Genomic DNA, 14,813 nt, shown 5'->3' on the forward strand with positions numbered 1-14,813 from the left:
CACGAACAGGATGGAAACGAATCTCCATCCTGTTCGATAGGTCTTACCAGATCCTCATCCAGCCCAACTTAAGTGAACTGCATTACGCTCGAAGCGGGCTTTTATTAGAATGTCAGACAACCTCACTCGTCGTCGTCATTGTCCGTGTTCTTCGACTTCAAGGCCGAAAGCTTGGCGAACACGGCGTTGGCGTCGAGTTCGGCATCCTCGTCCTTGGGCTTCTCGGGAGCCGGCACCAGCCGCTCGGTCAAGGCCGCCGGCAGCAGCGTGTCGCCGACCGGCTGCGCCTGTTCGCGGCCGCGCGAGGCGCGATTGACTTCCATGTCGAGGTCGATCTGCGAGGCGAGGCCCAACGTGACAGGATCCATCGGCTGCAGATTGGCCGAATTCCAGTGCTTGCGCTCACGGATCTGTTCGATCGTCGACTTGGTGGTGCCGACGAGGCGCGAGATCTGCGCGTCCTTGAGCTCGGGATGGTTGCGCACCAGCCACAGAATCGCGTTCGGCCGGTCCTGGCGCTTCGACAGCGGCGTGTAGCGCGGCCCCTTGCGCTTGGATTCGGGCACCCGGACCTTGGGGTCCGAAAGCTTCAGGCGCTGGTTCGGGTCCTTCTCGGCACGGGCGATCTCGTCGCGGGTCAGCTGTCCGGTCATGATCGGGTCCATGCCCTTGATGCCTTGCGCCGATTCACCGTCGGCGATTGCCTTGACCTCGAGCGGGTGCAGCCCGCAGAACTGCGCGATCTGCTCGAAGGAAAGTGCGGTATTGTCGACCAGCCAGACAGCGGTCGCCTTGGGCATCAGCAGCGTATTGGCCATTTTACAAATCCTTCTCGTTCGCCCGCGTTCCCGCGCGGGCGGTGGTTTAGAGCCACCAAAATGGGAAATTCGCGGTCTGTATAACCGCTCTCGGGTCGTTTCGCAACGTTTTTGGAGCCAAGACCGCACCGCGTGCGCTGCGCGCTCCCAAGACCGTCAGATCGCCCGGAGCGCGGCCGTCCCTTGTTCGACGGATGGCGCAAAAAATCGCGCGTCGGCTTTCCGGCCTGTCGGTATCGGCCCGACAGCTCCACCTTACCCGAGGTCGAATGCCTCGAAACGGTAGCGGCCCAGTTGTCATCCAGGTTCAGTAGAACGGCGAATATGGCTCCAGCCCCGCTCGCGTGAAGATGGAAATGGGGTGATCAATTCGCGCGACAACGCCGGCCCCCAAGTTGATGCCCGTTCCGTCGCAAACACTAAAGATTTTCGACCGCGTTCCGATCAGCACATGGACCGGTTTTCCTGCCTGGACGGGGTATGTACTGTTGTGAATGAAAAGGACCCCGCTCGCTTGTAGCGTGTCGTGCGCATTGCCGTTGCTGCTCGAAATTTCGACGTAGTCGCGACCTGCGAATGAATTGTTCGTCCAGATGCCGACAACCCCTTCCACCGAGAGCCAACCATTCGCCCAGCCGTCCGCATCGCGCGGATGGTATTGTCTGAACAGGCGATAGGTTACGCGGTCCGATAGCCAGAAAACCGTTACGTAGCCGTCCATGTCCGGCACATAGGTGAACCAGATGCCGGTCTCGCTCGTGGCGCGCAGGCCATCAGAATCGTATGGGTCCAGATTGTTGGCACTGACGAAATCCATTGAGAGCGGTACCGGATCGGTCACGGCATGATCGTAGAGTTGGGTGAGCGTCCACCGTCCATTGTAGTTGAACCACTTGTCGAAGTAGGTTTCTCGATCGACCCCGCAGAGGCGCGGCTGGCGGCCTCCCTTGCGCAAGGGCGGCCGTTGAAGGTCAACCTCAGATTGCTGTCGAGCGCATGCGGTTGATGGCCCCAAAAAGACAAAACCCGCCGGACGGGGTCCAGCGGGCTCGGAACCGGCGACGGCAAAACCGTCAGCTCCGGCTCTTGCTTCTACGGCAAGGTCCGCTCCTTAGAGCAATTCCGGGAAAAGCGTGAAACGGTTTTCCGTCCGGAGTCGCATCGGCAGGAGCTAGAGCGGTTCAGCGTTTCCGTGAAACGGTGAGCCACCCTACAGCGAACCATGCTCGAATTCAGATGGCCCTGCGGGCGATCTTTTCGATGTCGGCGCGGTTGATGCCGAGATCGCTGAGTTGACGTGCGTTGAGACGGTTCAGTTCGCGGACGGTCTCGGTGTACATACGCCAGTTACGGAAAGCGCGGATCGGGTTCATGGTAGTCCTCCAAAATGATGTTCGTTTCGATGGTGCTCAAATAGGCGTCATCGATGAGGACTTGAATGGCTGATTTTGCATAGCAATGATGCAAATGCTGCATTGCAGCATTAAGCTTCTGTTCATCTTGTAGGCAGCCACGGGCGCGGACCTCGCTCGGCCGGCCTGCAGGCCGGCCGAGTATCGATACGGCCTAGCCGACGTCGAGCACGATCTTGCCGATATGTTCGCCGTCTTCCATCCGCTCATGCGCCCGCCATGCTTCGCTGAGCGGGAAGATCATGTCCATGACAGGAGCAACCTTGCGCGTGCCGAGCAACGGCCACACCTGCGCTTCCAGCGCCGCCGCGATCGCCGCCTTGAACTCGACGGTGCGTGGCCTCAGCGTCGACCCGGTGTGGGTAAGCCGCTTGACCATGATCTTCGAAAAATCCGCGCTTGCGACAGCACCGGCCTGCACGGCGATCTGGACGATCCGGCCCTCAACCGCAGCAGCCTCGTAGTTGCGCCCCACATAGTCGCCGCCGACCATGTCGAGGATGACATTGGCGCCCTTGCCCCCCGTCGCCTCCTTGACTGCGGCGACGAAATCCTCCTCGCGATAGTTGATCGCCCGGTCTGCGCCGAGCTTCAGGCAGGCGTCGCATTTCTCCTTGCTGCCCGCGGTGGTGATGACATAGGCGCCAAAGGCCGAGGCAAGCTGGATTGCTGTCGTGCCGATGCCGGACGAGCCGCCATGGACGAGCAGCGTCTCGCCTTTCTTGAGGGCGCCACGCTCGAACACATTGTGCCAGACGGTGAAGTAATTCTCCGGCACTGCCGCGGCTTCGGTATGGGTGAAGCCGGCGGGCAACGGCAGCACGCTGCCGGCATGGACCTTGACATATTCGGCATAGCCGCCGCCGGGCGTCAGTGCACAGACGCGGTCGCCAATGCGCCAGCGTGATATGTCGTCGCCAAGGGCCGCCACTTCACCCGACGCCTCGAGGCCCGGCAGGTCGGATGCGCCGGGTGGTGGCGGATAGGCGCCTTTGCGCTGCTGGACGTCGGGCCGGTTGACGCCGGCGGCATGCACCTTGATCAGGATCTCGCCGGGCCCGGGCTGCGGCACGTCGCGTGTTTCCGGCTTCAGCACCCGAGGGCCACCCGGCTCCGAGATCGCGATGGCCGTCATCCTTGCCGGAATTTTCTGTCCGCTCGCCATGAGATTTCCCGTCTTTCCTCGCCGTTATCCGATCGGCTGTTTGCATCGACGCCCCTGCCCTATGTATGCTGATTGCCAAATCAGGCAAATGGCCAATCTGGTCTTGGCGGAGGAGGAGCGACGATGGCGATCTTCGACGACGAACCCAAGAAGAAGGCGCGCCCGCACGAGATCGGGCAGGACCTGTCACTGCTTTCCGTCAGCGACTTGACCGAGCGGATCGGCATCCTGCGCGACGAAATCGCCCGCCTGGAAGCCGAACTCAAGGCCAAGGACACCACCAAATCCGCGGCCGAAGCACTGTTCCGCCGCGGATAGCCGCGCGGGCGCAAAGCCCGCCGCCGAAAAGCCCGAATGCGACTGTCTTCAGACCCAGCGTCCCCGCCAAACCTGAGCCGGATCAAACAATGTTCGCAACCTACAGACCGATCCTCTCGCTGCTTCGCGGCACCGCTTTCCTGCTGGCGGCATCTGGATTGCATGGGCTGCTCTTGCCCCTGCGCGGTCAACTGGAAGGTTTCTCGACCGCATCGCTCGGCCTGATGGGCACGGCGTGGGCCGGCGGCTTCGTCACTGGCTGCTTCTTCGCACCGCGCATCGTGCGCCGCGCAGGCCACGTGCGCGCATTTGGCGCCTTTGCCGCATCCGGCGCCATCGTGGCGCTGCTCACCGGGTTGATCATCAACGAATATGTCTGGATCCTGCTGCGCGCCTTCACAGGCTTCACCATGGCCGGTGCCTTCATGGTCATCGAAAGCTGGCTGAACGAGAAGGCCACCAACGAGAACCGCGGGACCGTCTTCGGCCTCTACATGATGGTCACTTATGCCTCGATCATGGGCGGGCAGATGATCGTCGCCGGCGGCGACGTGAAATCGGCGTCGCTGTTCATGATCACCGGCATCCTGTTTTGCCTGTCGCTCATTCCGACCGCGGTCTCGAGCGCCTCCCACCCCCAGCCGCTGCAGGATGTCTCGCTCGACGTCAAAGGCCTTTATGCCAATTCGCCGGTTTCGGCGGTCGCCTGCGTGTTGATCGGCATCGCCAACGGGGCCTGGGGCACGCTTGGCGCGGTCTACGGCGCCCGTATCGGCATCTCCACGGCCGAGATCGCCCTGATGATGAGCCTTGTGGTCGTTGCCGGTGCCGCCATGCAGCTTCCCGCCGGGCGCATGTCCGACAAGACCGACCGGCGTTTCGTGCTGGCGGGCGCTGCTTTCGGCGCGGCCTTGTTCGCGCTCCTGATCTTCCTGTTCGAGCCACGCTCCGGCGTCTTCGTCATCGTCTTCACCGCAGCCTATGGCGCCTTCGCCTACACGCTCTATTCGATCGCCGTGGCGCATGCCAACGACCACGCGCGCTCGGAGGATTTCGTCAAGGTGTCGGGCGGCCTGCTGCTGCTCTACGGCTTCGGCACGATGATCGGACCCTTGCTGGCCGCCGCCCTGATGGGCTGGATGCGCCCGGAAGGCCTGTTCCTGGCGACCGCCTTCGCGCATCTTTGCCTGGCGGGCTATACGCTGCTGCGCATCAGCCGCCGCGCTCCGGTGCCGATCGGCGATCGTGACGCCTTCAAGACGCAGCCGGCCGACCGTTCGGTGACACCGGAAGCATTGCGGCTTGATCCCAGAAGAAAAGCAGAAGCAGACGGTTGAGATTCGAAAGGCTTTGCCGCACTAATACAGGCATGATGTTTTCCGACGCCTTCATGGCGATTGCCGATCCCAACCGGCGCCATCTTCTGGAAGAACTTCGCCGCGGCCCGAAAACCGTCACCGAACTGGCCGCCGGCTTGCCGGTGTCGCGCCCAGCCGTTTCGCAGCATCTGAAAGTGCTGCTCGATGCCGGCCTGGTCCACGCCAAGCCGGAAGGAACAAGGCGCGTCTATACGGTGAGCGGCACCGGCTTCCTCAAACTCAACATCTGGCTCGATCAGTTCTGGGAAGCCTGAGCTTCTCAGTGTCATTGCCAGCGGCTCGGTCAGTTGACCGACCGTATCGGCGAGCGTCTGGGGCGAGATCGTGCAGCATCCCGATCAGCCATTATTGTAGGGGAAGAACTTGAAGTAGGGCTGCGCCTCCTCGATCACCCGGGCGAAAGCCGGCCGGTGCACCAGCCGGTCGTGATAGCGCTTCACGGCCGGGTATTTGTCGCCGAACGGCTCGACCTTGTTGGCATAGAACAGCGCCGGGGACGCCGCGCAATCGGCCATGGTGAAGGTGTCGCCCATCGCCCAGATCTTCGACTGCATGTCTTGTTCGATGATGGCGTAGGAATTGCGCAACTGGTCGCGGGCCTGCTCGACGCCGAACGGGTCGGTCTTGTCCTGTGGCCGCAACCGGTCGCCGACGATCTTCTGCATCGGCTCCTGCACATAAAAATCATAGAAGCGATCGGCCTGGCGGACGGCCAGCGCCAAGTCGATGTCGGCGGGAACGAGGTCGATCGGCCCCGGATAATGCGCGGCCAGATATTCGACAACGATGGTCGATTCCAGCACCGTGCGGTCGCGCGCATCGTCGCGCAGCGCCGGCATCTTGCCGGCCGGCGAAATCTTCAGGAAGGCCCCGCGCGATTCAGCATCGCCAAGATCGACGATGACTGGCGTGAACGGCGTCACGTTCTCATACAGCGCGATCAACGGCTTCCAGCAGAAAGAGGCCAACGGATGGAAATGAAGCGTCAGGGACATTTTTTGCTTATCTGTTTCGTGGTTCATCGATGGCCGGTGCCGTGCTGCTCATCAAGGGTCAGACACTGCGGCAAGCATGGCCCGTCAAGGCCCGCTTGCCGCTTCAAGCGACATGGGCCTGGGCGACGATGCCTGCGACAATCACCTCCCAGTCGTCCGGGTGCAGCTCGTGGCCGCCGCCTCCGAACCGGAGAATTTTCGCGCCGGTGACCGCCTCGGCCAGCGCCTCGCCATGTTCGACCGGAAAGATCGGATCAGCCGTGCCATGGATGACCAGCAGCGGCGCCGCGATCTCGTGCAGGCGGCCCTTCCAGGCGTCGCCGCCCTTGAGCATGAAATGGTTGGTCGCGCTCAGGAAGCCGCCGGAGCGGTCGTGATCCTGCTCGACAAAGGCACGCATCCGGGCCTCGTCGAATGGATGTGCGATGCTGGCGATCGCCCGCGCATCCCTGACGGTGAAATCGATCACCTGGCCACGGTCCGACCAATCGACTTTGGCGCCCTCGGCCGAATGCTCGATATAGGCATCGCTCGTCTGCGGAAGGTGCGAAGTGTCGGTTCCCACGGGCGAGCTGCTGATGACGGTCAGCGATGCGACACGGGACGGGTGTTTCAACGCCACAAGCTGCGCGATCATGCCGCCCATCGACATGCCGACGACATTCGCCTTGCCGATGCCGTGGTCGTCGAGAACGCGCATTGCATCGTCGGCCATATCATCGAACGTGTAGGGCGGCTCTCCCGGCTTGTATTTGGTCGAACGGCCGGTGTCGCGATTGTCATAGCGGATCACGAACAGGTCGGCACCGGCCAGTTTCCGGCAGAACGCCTCCGGCCACCACAGCATCGAAGCCATCGCTCCCATGATCAGCAACAGCGGCGGGTTCGCCGGATCGCCAAAGGTTTCGGATATGATTTCGGGGCGTTCGGTCGTCGTCACGGTGCGGCCTCCTCTCCTGCAATACCGATTGCATTCTGCAATCGGTTGCACGATAATAAAACCGATACGATAATGCAACCGGTTTTGGAGAAAAATCTCATGAGCATGGATCGCCGGTCCGGGTGTCCGATCAACCTGTCGCTGGAAGTCTTCGGCGATCGCTGGAGCCTGATCATCCTTCGCGACATGATCTTCGGCGGCAGGCGTCATTTTCGCGAGCTGCTCAACGGATCGATGGAAGGCATCGCCTCCAACATCCTCGCCGACCGGCTGAAGCGGCTGATGGAGCTGGGCATGCTGACCAAAGCCGACGACCCCTCGCACAAGCAGAAGGCGATCTACAGCCTGACCGAAATGGCGATCACGCTGGTGCCGATCCTGGCCCATCTCGGCGCCTGGGGCCGCGTCTGGCTGCCGGTCAGCGAAGAACTGTCGATCCGCGCCGAACTTCTGGAAAAGGGCGGACAGCCGATGTGGGACAAATTCATGGACGAGTTGCGCCATGAACATCTCGGCATGCCGCTCGATACTGCAGCGGGTCCTTCTGTCCGCGCGACCTTGCAGGCCGCCTATGAGGCCGTGGTTGCCAGCAAGGCCCCCGCCGCCAGCACAGCCGCGTAATTAACTTATTTTCCCGTTTTGGGGCCGACTCTGCTAGAAGAGGCGGAAAATCACAATTTACGGGATTGGATAAGGTCTTGGTTGAAAACTCTCGGGATGCTGCCCGCGCGCGCGCCGACCTGCGTTTCAAGAAGCAGGAAGAGGCGGCAACCGTCCGCCAGAAGGCGATGGCCGAATACGTCGCCGAGAGCGACGCCCGCCAGGCCAAGACCAACAAGCTGCGGGCGCTGCGTCTCGCCAAGGAAGCCGAAGACCTAGCCAATGCGCCGGCGGCACCCGCCAAGAAGCCGGCCCGCGCCAAGAAAAAATAGCAGCCACCCCTTGAGCCATAAGCGCTAATGCCTGTCCTGATGGTATCGGTGAAAGCTGCTTCCATCCCGCCCCTTCACGCGAAGCAATTTCAACCGAAACGGGGATGTTATCTCGCCCGTCGACGGTCGATGATCGACGCGTTTTCAAACAGGAGACTGCCATGACCGCACTGCCGCTCGAAAAAGCCAGGCAAATCATCGATGCCGCCTTTGCCAAGGGCGCCGATCTCAAGCTCAAGCCGCTCGGCGTTTCGGTGCTTGATGCCGGCGGGCATCTGGTCGCCTTCCAGCGCCAGGACGGCGCCTCGTTCCTGCGCCCGCAAATGTCGGCCGGCAAGGCCTACGGTGCGCTCGCCATCGGCATGGGCTCACGCAAAGTCGAGGCCTTCGCCAAGGAGCGTCCGCATCTCGTCGCCGGCATCTCGGACGTCTCGGGCGGACGCGTGCTGCCGGTGGTCGGCGGCGTGCTGATCCGCGACAAGGCCGGAGCCATCATCGGCGCCGTCGGCATCTCAGGCGACACGTCGGACAATGACGAAGCCGCGGCCATCGCCGGCATCGAGGCCGCCGGCTTCACCGCCGATCCGGGCTGAATCCTCTCCACTTTGGTCATCGCTTGGCGAAGTAGGAGCGAAGCTCCGTCGCGGAGGCCCTGGGATGACGAAGCGATGCGCGTTTCTGCCAATCGCTTCGCTGAGGAACTAATTCAGATTGATGTCTCGGCTGGCCGATCGCATCGACACCGCGAATCCGGCCAGCACATCGAACAGCGCGATGACCATCAGCGTGAAGAAGACGGAATGGGCGGCGCCCTTCACCAGCAGGAACTCGACCAGGAAGGCCACGAACACCAGCGTCGACAGAAGATGGTCCATGATCGAGGCGTTGGTCGTGCGCACCGACTTCGCCATTTCGAGGAACAGGAAGACCAGCCCGATCAGTATCATCAGGTCGCCCAGCGTCATCGAGAACACGCCGCCCGACATCATGCTGAAGGAGAAGACCTCGCTCGCCCACGGATCGTCACCGCTGCCGAAAATTCCCAGCAGTCCGAGGTTGTAGAGCACGAAAGGCACGATCAGCAGCGGAATGGCACCGAACATCTGGCGTCTCCATGTGGGGGCGATCCTTTGTAGAATGCGCCATAGCCACGTCGTCAAGATGTTTCGCCATCGGCGCTGAACACGGTCGAAGACCGCACGCAACAACCATGTCAGCCGATTGCCGGCCGAAGGATTTGCAACGTCGGCGGTGCACGCCTGCGCTGCCGGCCCGCCCAAACGCAAAAGGACCAGCCACCGGCCGGTCCTTTTGGAAATTCAAACCTTTGAAAAAGCTGGTCTCAACTTTCCTTGGGGGTCAACACCTGGCGACCGCGATACATGCCGGTCTTCAGGTCGATATGGTGCGGACGGCGCATTTCGCCGGAATTCTTGTCCTCGACATAGGTCGGGGCCTTGAGGGCGTCGGCCGAGCGGCGCATGCCGCGCTTGGACGGAGAGGTTTTTCGTTTCGGAACGGCCATGGATATGCTCCACTACATGGTCAAAAAGCCCCGCCCGCCCTCGTGAAAGGGCCATGTCGGGGCCGGAATCTGAGAAAGTCGGGTGCCTATACACGCCCTGTGCCGTTTTGGCCAGCACTGGCGCGAATTTTTTTGGATCGGCTAGCGGAGGCAACCGACATAGGCGCCGGAGCGGCCGGCGCGCCGCTCGATCAGATTGGCGAGCCGCCTCAAGCCAGGCCCGGGTTTGGCCGGATTGCGGGCAATCGGATTTGGCAAGGAGACCGCAAGCAAGGCGGCCTGCCGTCGCGACAGCTGTTTTGCCGAAACGCCGAAATGGTGCTGTGCCGCAGCCTCGATGCCGTAGATGCCCGGCCCCCACTCGGCGATGTTGAGGTAGATTTCCATAATGCGCCGTTTCGACATCACCGCATCGAAATAGACGGCCAGCGGCAATTCGACCACCTTGCGCACCGAGCCCAGCGGCCGCGACCAGAGAAACAGGTTCTTGACCGTCTGCATGGTGATGGTCGAGGCGCCGCGCGTTGCTTCGCCGGCCAGCGCATCGTCGACGACGCCCCGCAATTCGCCGAGATCGACGCCACGATGAAAGCAGAACTGCCCGTCCTCCGACATGATGACGGAATTGGCCAGCACCGGCGACACGTCGTCGATCGACACCCAGCGGCGGTCGTAACCGGAGAACGTCGCCAGGTCCTTCAGCATCAGCGTCGAGACAGGATGCACGAAGAATGGCAGGTACAGAAACGTCAGCACGACCGGAATCAAAGCCAGCACCGCGGCCACGACGATGCCGCGCCGGACCCAGCGCTTGAGACCACGGCGGTTTACGCCCCGCGATCTCGTCGCCATGTCCAGTCTTTCGGTTTCATGATCGACGATCGGTTCCGCCAAGCCGCCCAACCCGTGCTTCTCCCTGCCCCGGCATAATGGCGCTTGGCTTCTTGCGCAACGTCTGAGTGTCGGCTACCGGTCCGGGCCATGACGAATGACGACCAAATGGCGTTCGAAATGGCGCTGATCAGACGGGCAGCCGCCGTCGAGGTGCTGCTGCGGCGGCTGCTCGACGACCGTGCGCTTTCGGGCGAGATCGCGCGGCCTGAGCGTTTGATGGCGGCGATGCGGCACGGCGTGCTGAACGGCGGCAAGCGCCTGCGCCCTTTCCTGGTCATGGAAAGTGCCGCCCTTTTTTCCGCCGATGGCGAGGCGGCATTGCGCGTCGCCGCAGCCCTTGAATGCGTGCATTGCTATTCGCTGATACACGACGATCTGCCCGCCATGGACGACGACGATCTGCGCCGTGGCCAGCCGACCGTGCACAGAGCCTTCGACGAAGCGACCGCTATCCTGGCCGGCGACGCCTTGCTGACGCTGGCCTTCGACATCATTGCTGGCGAGGCGACCGCCCTGCCGGCGGAACGGCGGGTAGCCCTGGTGCTGGCGCTTGCCCGTGCGGCCGGAGCCGGTGGCATGGTCGGCGGCCAGAAGCTCGACCTCGAAGCCGAACAGGCGCCGCCGGACGAGACCGGCATCATCCGGCTGCAGGCGATGAAGACCGGCGCGCTGATCCGTTTCGCTTGCGAGGCAGGCGCACTCATTGCCGGTGCACCAGCCGACGACCGCGAGCGGCTGGCCGAATTCGGCTCGGCGATCGGTCTTGCCTTCCAGCTTGCCGACGACCTGCTCGATTTGACCGCCGATGCCAGCCAGATGGGCAAGGCGACCGGCAAGGACGCCGCCGCCGGCAAGGCGACGCTGGTGGCCTTGCATGGTGCGAATTGGGCACGCGGCCAGCTTCACGGCCTCGTCGAACAGGCCCATGCACTGCTTGAGCCCTATGGCGACGATGCCCAATTGCTGAAGGAAGCGGCGACGTTCGTGGCGGCGCGTAACAGCTGAGGTTGTGCCAGCCGGAACATCGAGCTGATCGACGCACGCACGTCCCCGCCGGCCGGTTCTGAAATAGAGCTTGAGCGGAAGCCTGCCGAGGCAGAGGATCGACATCGCTTTGCCACCGCACGGCAAGCACGCGGTGCGGATAGAGTTGGAGGGATGCCATGTCGACCACCGACAAGCTGTTCACCGGTTCCATTCCCGAAGTCTACGACCGGGCGATGGTGCCGCTGATCTTCGAGCCCTATGCGCAGGATCTGGCGGAGAGAGTGTCGAAGCTCGGGCCGCAATCGGTGCTCGAAGTGGCGGCGGGCACCGGTGTGGTGACGCGTGCGCTGGCAGCAAGATTGCCGGCGCAAACACGCATCGTGGCCACCGACCTTAACCAGCCGATGCTCGACCACGCGCGCACGCGGATGTCGGACGATCCTCGTATCATCTGGCAGCAGGCCGACGCCCAGGCACTGCCCTTCGAGGACGCCCGGTTCGACGCCGTGGTCTGCCAATTTGGCGCGATGTTCTTCCCCGATCGGGTGGGCGCCTACGGGCAAGCGCGGCGGATGATGCGGCCGGGCGGGCATTTCCTGTTCAACGTCTGGGGTGCCATCGAAGACAACGAGTTCGCCGAGGAAGTGACGCGGGCACTCGGCCATTTCTTTCCGGCCGATCCGCCTCGCTTCATGGCAAGGACGCCGCATGGCTATCACGATGCGGACGTCATCCGCGCCGACCTTCATGCCGCCGGCTTCCGTGACATCACCATAGAGCCGCTGGATGCCGTCAGCGCCGCTTCCTCGCCATATGAGGCGGCCGCGGCCTATTGCCAGGGCACGCCCCTGCGGGCCGAGATCGAGGCGCGCGGTGGCTCGCTGGAGGAGGCGACGCGATACGTGGCGAATGCCCTTGGGAAACGGTTCGGGGAAGGTCCGGTGAGTGGCCGCATCCGCGCCCTCGTCGTGGAAGCGGCCTAGGCGTGCTGTCCATCCGGCGGCTCGCACGGCCTGCCTACCCGCACGAACGAAATTTTAATGTAAATGAAGCGTAATCCCGGCCATTAAAATGGTGCGTATGTGTTGGGGTTGCGCATGCCTGAATATTCGTCCTTCATCCGGTCGGTCCGGATCCGCTATATTTCAGGGTTGCTGATCTTCGCGCTGGCTTCCGCCGGCATCGTGATTGCGCTTGACCGCGTCAATTCCTTTCGCCGCGACATCGATGCGCTGAGCAGCAATCTCGTCATCTTCACCCGCGACCTGCGCAACGCGACCAGCTTTGCCGAGACGACCGGCACAGCCTGGCGGGCGGAGACACGCGATGCCCTGACCACATCGGCGCGCGGCCATTCGGAGCGTCTGACCGGCGAGATCGAGACGCTGACCGCCCAGCTTGCGGCGATCAAGCCGCGGCTGTCGATCAAGACCGTCAACGAACTCCAGTCCGCTTCCGTCAACGGCGATCTGTTCTGGTCGCCGCGCGACATGGTGCGCAATTTTAACCTGATGTCGGTGGCGCAGAAGGTCGACGAGTGGAGCTATCGCGAAATCCGCAACCAGAACGACCTGTTTGCCCAGCCTATGCTGGTTCGCGTCCGCACCGCCATGGATGATGAGCGCCACCTGGCCGATGCCTCAAGCGACAGACTGCTGCTGTGGGCGAGCGGCATCCTGTTCGCGGCACTTGCCATCGTCGCCTTCTGGATCTTCCGCCCGATGGAAGTGGCAATCCGCCGCGCCTTTGCCGAATCCGCCGAATCCCTGTTCAAGGCCGAGGCCGCCGACCGCGCCAAATCGGAATTCCTGGCCAATATGAGCCACGAAATCCGCACGCCGATGAACGGCGTGCTCGGCATGGCCGAACTGCTGGCGAAGACCGATCTGACCCCGCGCCAAAAGACCTTCACGGACGTCATCGTCAAATCCGGCAACGCGTTGCTCACCATCATCAACGACATCCTCGATTTCTCCAAGATCAATGCCGGCCAGCTCACCCTCGACCCTGCTCCCTTTCGCCTTTCCGAGGCGGTCGAGGATGTGGCGACGCTGGTCTCGGCGCGCGTCGCCGAAAAGAACCTCGAACTGATCGTGCGTGTCGACCCGCGCCTGCCGGCCCATGTCGTCGGCGACGCCGGCCGGTTCCGGCAGATCATCACCAACCTGCTTGGCAATGCCGTGAAGTTCACCGAAAAGGGTCATGTGCTGATCGATGTCGGCGGCGAAATCGTCAACGACGTGGTCCAGCTCAAGGTCCGCGTCGAAGACACCGGCATCGGCATACCGGCCGAGAAACTGCAGAATGTATTCGAGAAATTCGCGCAGGTGGACGGCTCGTCCACCCGCCGTCATGAGGGCACGGGGCTGGGCCTCGCCATCGCCGCCCGCCTCGTCGACCTGATGGCAGGCAAGATCGGTGTCGAGAGCGAGATCGGCCGCGGCTCGGTGTTCTGGTTCGCGGTGCCGCTGGCCGCGCATCAGGCGGCGGCGCGCGACGAGATCGTGCCGGTCGACGTCACCGGCGCGCGCGTGCTGGTCATCGACGACAATCCGGTCAACCGCGAAATCCTGCTCGAGCAGCTCAGAAGCTGGAGCTTCGATTGCGCCGCCGCCGAAAGCGGCGCGGTTGGGCTTGCTTTCCTCGACCGCGCCTTTCAATTGGGCGCCGCCGTCGACTGCATCATCCTCGACTACCAAATGCCGGGCATGAACGGCGCCGACGTCGCCAGAGCCATTGCTTCCGACAGCCGGCTGTCCTCCATCCCGGTGGTGTTGCTGACCTCGGTCGACCAGGTCGATTTCGGCAAGATGATCATCGACTACGGCATTGCAGCACACCTGACCAAGCCGGCGCGCTCCGCGGTGCTGCTCGGCACGGTCATCTCGGTGATCCAGAAGGCCCGCTCGCAGGTCGGCAAGGCGCGGTTCGTCCGCGAACCGATCGTGCAGGCTCCCCCGGCGGCGCCGCCCGCCTTCACCGTCATCCGCGGCCCGGCAATGCCGGTCGCGGCAGCGCCGGAATCGACAACCGCGCCGAACGGACCGATCGACATCCTCATTGCCGAGGACAATGACGTGAACCAGCTGGTGTTCGGCCAAATCCTCAACGGGTTGGGCTTGAGCTACCGCATCGCCGGCAATGGCCGCACGGCGGTCGAGATGTACCGGGCGCTGCGCCCCAAGCTGATCCTGATGGATGTCTCGATGCCCGAAATGAACGGCTATGAGGCGACCCGCGCCATCCGGGCGATGGAGGTCTCGACGGGCGCCCACATCCCGATCATCGGCGTCACCGCGCACGCGCTGAAGGGTGATCGCGACAAGTGCATCGAATCAGGCATGGACGACTATCTGCCGAAGCCAGTTTCGCCCGACCGCCTGGGCACCAAGATCGGCACCTGGCTCAGCGAAACGGTGGTGGCGAAGACCGCCTAGGCTGCATCCAT

General features: G+C 62.9%; 17 protein-coding genes and 1 pseudogene. 9 read left to right on the forward strand and 9 right to left on the reverse strand.

Features of this window, described 5'->3' with window-relative positions:
- Positions 1 to 122: 122 nt before the first annotated feature.
- The 4 genes from NKH97_RS17045 to NKH97_RS17060 all read right to left on the reverse strand — a co-directional run bounded on the left by NKH97_RS17045 (position 123) and on the right by NKH97_RS17060 (position 3,395).
- Positions 123 to 818 carry a DUF1013 domain-containing protein gene (locus tag NKH97_RS17045; protein WP_023810957.1) on the reverse strand — a complete coding sequence of 232 codons (696 nt, stop codon included), beginning with the start codon at positions 816 to 818 and terminating at the stop codon, positions 123 to 125.
- Between the two features lie 307 nt (positions 819 to 1,125).
- A complete protein-coding gene (locus NKH97_RS17050) occupies positions 1,126 to 1,773 on the reverse strand; it encodes a hypothetical protein (protein ID WP_023810956.1) in 648 nt (215 codons plus the stop codon).
- A gap of 277 nt (positions 1,774 to 2,050) precedes the next feature.
- Positions 2,051 to 2,191 (reverse strand): DUF1127 domain-containing protein, encoded by a 141-nt coding sequence (locus NKH97_RS17055; RefSeq protein WP_013529236.1) that lies wholly within the window; start codon positions 2,189 to 2,191, stop codon positions 2,051 to 2,053.
- 193 nt (positions 2,192 to 2,384) lie between these two features.
- Positions 2,385 to 3,395: an NAD(P)H-quinone oxidoreductase gene (locus NKH97_RS17060; RefSeq protein WP_032909131.1), complete on the reverse strand. Its 1,011-nt coding sequence runs from the start codon at positions 3,393 to 3,395 to the stop codon at positions 2,385 to 2,387.
- Positions 3,396 to 3,518: 123 nt separating this feature from the next.
- Between NKH97_RS17060 and NKH97_RS17065 the strand changes: the two genes are divergently transcribed.
- From NKH97_RS17065 to NKH97_RS17075, 3 genes and pseudogenes are all read left to right on the forward strand, one after another.
- Positions 3,519 to 3,713, forward strand: a complete 195-nt coding sequence (locus NKH97_RS17065) for a DUF1192 domain-containing protein (protein WP_023810953.1) — start codon at positions 3,519 to 3,521, stop codon at positions 3,711 to 3,713.
- Positions 3,714 to 3,790: 77 nt separating this feature from the next.
- A pseudogene (locus NKH97_RS17070) lies at positions 3,791 to 5,050 on the forward strand (MFS transporter); the annotation flags it as partial.
- A 32-nt stretch (positions 5,051 to 5,082) separates the two neighbouring features.
- Positions 5,083 to 5,346 (forward strand): ArsR/SmtB family transcription factor, encoded by a 264-nt coding sequence (locus NKH97_RS17075; protein ID WP_013529232.1) that lies wholly within the window; start codon positions 5,083 to 5,085, stop codon positions 5,344 to 5,346.
- Between the two features lie 84 nt (positions 5,347 to 5,430).
- On the opposite strand, the gene NKH97_RS17080 is transcribed toward NKH97_RS17075, so the two are convergent.
- Together NKH97_RS17080 and NKH97_RS17085 are read right to left on the reverse strand one after the other, a co-directional pair.
- Complete coding sequence (locus NKH97_RS17080) at positions 5,431 to 6,087, reverse strand: glutathione S-transferase family protein (protein WP_023810951.1); 657 nt, start codon at positions 6,085 to 6,087, stop codon at positions 5,431 to 5,433.
- 103 nt (positions 6,088 to 6,190) lie between these two features.
- Positions 6,191 to 7,027: an alpha/beta fold hydrolase gene (locus NKH97_RS17085; protein ID WP_023810950.1), complete on the reverse strand. Its 837-nt coding sequence runs from the start codon at positions 7,025 to 7,027 to the stop codon at positions 6,191 to 6,193.
- A 99-nt stretch (positions 7,028 to 7,126) separates the two neighbouring features.
- Between NKH97_RS17085 and NKH97_RS17090 the strand changes: the two genes are divergently transcribed.
- From NKH97_RS17090 to NKH97_RS17100, 3 genes are all read left to right on the forward strand, one after another.
- Positions 7,127 to 7,648 carry a winged helix-turn-helix transcriptional regulator gene (locus NKH97_RS17090; protein WP_023810949.1) on the forward strand — a complete coding sequence of 174 codons (522 nt, stop codon included), beginning with the start codon at positions 7,127 to 7,129 and terminating at the stop codon, positions 7,646 to 7,648.
- A 77-nt stretch (positions 7,649 to 7,725) separates the two neighbouring features.
- A complete protein-coding gene (locus NKH97_RS17095) occupies positions 7,726 to 7,959 on the forward strand; it encodes a hypothetical protein (RefSeq protein ID WP_023810948.1) in 234 nt (77 codons plus the stop codon).
- Positions 7,960 to 8,120: 161 nt separating this feature from the next.
- Entirely contained in the window at positions 8,121 to 8,552 is a 432-nt protein-coding gene (locus NKH97_RS17100; RefSeq protein WP_023810947.1) for a GlcG/HbpS family heme-binding protein, read from the forward strand.
- Between the two features lie 108 nt (positions 8,553 to 8,660).
- On the opposite strand, the gene NKH97_RS17105 is transcribed toward NKH97_RS17100, so the two are convergent.
- From NKH97_RS17105 to NKH97_RS17115, 3 genes are all read right to left on the reverse strand, one after another.
- The gene (locus tag NKH97_RS17105; protein ID WP_023810946.1) at positions 8,661 to 9,062 is read right to left on the reverse strand and encodes a hypothetical protein; all 402 of its coding nucleotides are present in this window, start codon (positions 9,060 to 9,062) and stop codon (positions 8,661 to 8,663) included.
- A 239-nt stretch (positions 9,063 to 9,301) separates the two neighbouring features.
- Positions 9,302 to 9,484: a 50S ribosomal protein L32 gene (rpmF, locus tag NKH97_RS17110; RefSeq protein ID WP_008834724.1), complete on the reverse strand. Its 183-nt coding sequence runs from the start codon at positions 9,482 to 9,484 to the stop codon at positions 9,302 to 9,304.
- A gap of 141 nt (positions 9,485 to 9,625) precedes the next feature.
- A complete protein-coding gene (locus NKH97_RS17115; protein ID WP_031213164.1) occupies positions 9,626 to 10,387 on the reverse strand; it encodes a transglycosylase domain-containing protein in 762 nt (253 codons plus the stop codon).
- Positions 10,388 to 10,465: 78 nt separating this feature from the next.
- On the opposite strand from NKH97_RS17115, the gene NKH97_RS17120 reads away from it, so the two are divergent.
- From NKH97_RS17120 to NKH97_RS17130, 3 genes are all read left to right on the forward strand, one after another.
- A complete protein-coding gene (locus tag NKH97_RS17120) occupies positions 10,466 to 11,383 on the forward strand; it encodes a polyprenyl synthetase family protein (RefSeq protein WP_352442020.1) in 918 nt (305 codons plus the stop codon).
- A 158-nt stretch (positions 11,384 to 11,541) separates the two neighbouring features.
- Positions 11,542 to 12,348, forward strand: coding sequence for a class I SAM-dependent methyltransferase (locus tag NKH97_RS17125; protein WP_023810943.1), 807 nt, complete (start codon positions 11,542 to 11,544; stop codon positions 12,346 to 12,348).
- 114 nt (positions 12,349 to 12,462) lie between these two features.
- The gene (locus tag NKH97_RS17130; protein ID WP_352442019.1) at positions 12,463 to 14,802 is read left to right on the forward strand and encodes a response regulator; all 2,340 of its coding nucleotides are present in this window, start codon (positions 12,463 to 12,465) and stop codon (positions 14,800 to 14,802) included.
- Positions 14,803 to 14,813 lie beyond the last annotated feature (11 nt).

The sequence above is a fragment of the Mesorhizobium sp. M0870 genome (assembly GCF_040319775.1).
Classification (GTDB): Bacteria; Pseudomonadota; Alphaproteobacteria; order Rhizobiales; family Rhizobiaceae; genus Mesorhizobium.